The organism is Streptomyces katrae (genome assembly GCF_000717655.1).
GTDB lineage: Bacteria > Actinomycetota > Actinomycetes > Streptomycetales > Streptomycetaceae > Streptomyces > Streptomyces katrae_B.
The window spans coordinates 1-415 of sequence record NZ_JNZY01000112.1 but is presented as its reverse complement, the minus strand read 5'-3'; the positions used below and the strand labels follow the sequence as shown (position 1 = coordinate 415).

Here is a 415-nt window from a genome sequence, read left to right as displayed (position 1 = left end):
TGGGGTGGCTCGGCGGAAGCCGTGGGAAGTGGACGATGAACTCTGGGCGGTGATCGAACCTCTCCTGCCGAGGGTGGAGCGACGGACTCGTCATCCTGGCCGGAAGCGGCATCCGGACCGGCTGGTGTTCCAGGGCATCCTGTTCGTTCTGCACACCGGGATCGCGTGGGAACACCTCCCGCAGGAACTCGGGTTCGGATCGGGCATGACCTGCTGGCGGCGCCTGGCTGAGTGGACCGAGGCCGACGTCTGGCCGCGGCTGCACGAGACCCTTCTGGCCCGGCTCCGCGGGGCCGGCGCTCTGGACTTCTCGCGCGCCGTGGTCGACGGCTCCCACATACGCGCGTTAAAGGGGGCTCCAAAACAGGGCGAAGCCCCGTTGACCGGGGCAGGAATGGCAGCAAGCACCACCTGA

Annotated in this window: 1 pseudogene; it reads left to right on the top strand. The window is 68.2% G+C overall.

The annotated features are described in order from the left end of the window. Positions 1-4: 4 nt before the first annotated feature. Positions 5-415: pseudogene (locus IF09_RS0139600) on the top strand (IS5 family transposase); the annotation flags it as partial.